This window comes from Paraglaciecola arctica BSs20135 (assembly GCF_000314995.1).
Classification (GTDB): domain Bacteria; phylum Pseudomonadota; class Gammaproteobacteria; order Enterobacterales; family Alteromonadaceae; genus Paraglaciecola; species Paraglaciecola arctica.
The window spans coordinates 1-1,505 of the sequence record NZ_BAEO01000016.1 but is presented as its reverse complement, the minus strand read 5'-3'; the positions used below and the strand labels follow the sequence as shown (position 1 = coordinate 1,505).

The 1,505-nt window shown below is 42.1% G+C and carries 1 protein-coding gene; it reads right to left on the bottom strand.

Annotated elements, in window-relative coordinates; all coding sequences use genetic code 11:
• Window positions 1-382 precede the first annotated feature (382 nt).
• Window positions 383-1,426, bottom strand: a complete 1,044-nt coding sequence (locus GARC_RS06740) for an IS110 family RNA-guided transposase (protein WP_007618160.1) — start codon at window positions 1,424-1,426, stop codon at window positions 383-385.
• Window positions 1,427-1,505 lie beyond the last annotated feature (79 nt).

Below are 1,505 nucleotides of genomic sequence, written 5' to 3'. Positions count from 1 at the left end.
CATCTGTCATATTGGCTGTTAAGTCATCGCTTACAGCAAACACATATAGAGGCTCTCTTATGTGATCTCATCACAGCCTGTTATTTCACCATCCGTGATGACAACAGGGGCACTAGACATTCATCGGTTAACCCAGCACTGGCACTATTCAAGAATAGGGTTGGATAAATCCACCAGTTAGTTGCAGGCTCAGGCTAGGTGTAAACGATTTAGCTCAGAGTATTGATGCACGCCCATTCGGTGTCTAATCAAGCAATGTAGTTGCCTGGCGGTGGCATATAAAGGATATCAAGGGCTTGTTTAGCCAGTGATAAATTCACTACCGTTTATAAATGCTCTGCCTGAGGCCCTAGTTAGACATTCAGCTCACCGAATGACGTGACTAACCTGCTAGAAATCGACTTTCATCAAATGCCTTTTGTCGTTTTAACATGAAGTAGACACATCGGCCAAGTTTGTGGGCGAGCGCTGAAAGCGCTTTTGCTTTACTCATGCGTTTTTGTAGTTTGTTGAGGTAAGCTTTCGCTTTATCGTTACCTCTAAGATAGAGCACGGCCATTTCAGAGAAGGCCCATTTTAGGTGAGCGTTACCAATTTTGTTTCCTTGGGTACCATATGTTTTACCTGCTGATTCAGTTTTGCATTTTACGAGTCGAGAATACGATGCAAACTTCTGCACAGAGTCAAAACGTTGAATATCGCCGATTTCATACAAGATAGTGAGGGCGAGTATTTGCCCGACACCAGCGATGGATTTGAGCAAATAATAATCTCTGGCATTATGCTGCTTGGCTTGTTTTTCAATGAACCATTCGACTTTGCGTAGTTCAGTTTCGATATGGCCTACCATGGTTAAGTCGATATCAACATTACGTTGTACAGAGGGTTCAGAAAACACCTCACGCATTTGTTCACGAGCGGGTTGATAACGTAAATTAAGAGTATGAGGACGATAATTATATTGGCTAACGGTGTTGGTGACATGTGCTTTTAAATCCGCCCCAAAGCGCACTAACTTGGTACGTCTGCGGAGTAAATCACGAGTCGCGCGTAATTCATTAGGGTAGTTATATGCCAAGGGGAAATTGCCTCCGCGTAATAATTTGGCAATTTTAAATGAATCAATTTTGTCATTCTTGGTTTTACCGCCATGTATGGCCTTCATATACAAGGCATGGCCGAGCACAAAATCAATATTGTGTAATTGGCAAAAGTCGCTAACCCAGTACCAGCAGTGCATACATTCGACGCCAACAACAATATTACCCAAATAAGGTTGTAGCAAAGAAAGTAGTTGTTCTGGTGAATCTTTTATTTTTTTATGTACGAGTACCTCACCGTGTTCGTCAATAATGCAGACATAAAGTAGGCGAGCGTGTAAATCAATTCCACAATAGTATGGATGTGTATTAGTATAAAAGTTCATTGAGCTTCTCCGTTCGGTTTTGTCACCAATCAGAGTAGCCGAAAGTTATGCTGATTGGGGAGGCTCAATGAGTATCAAG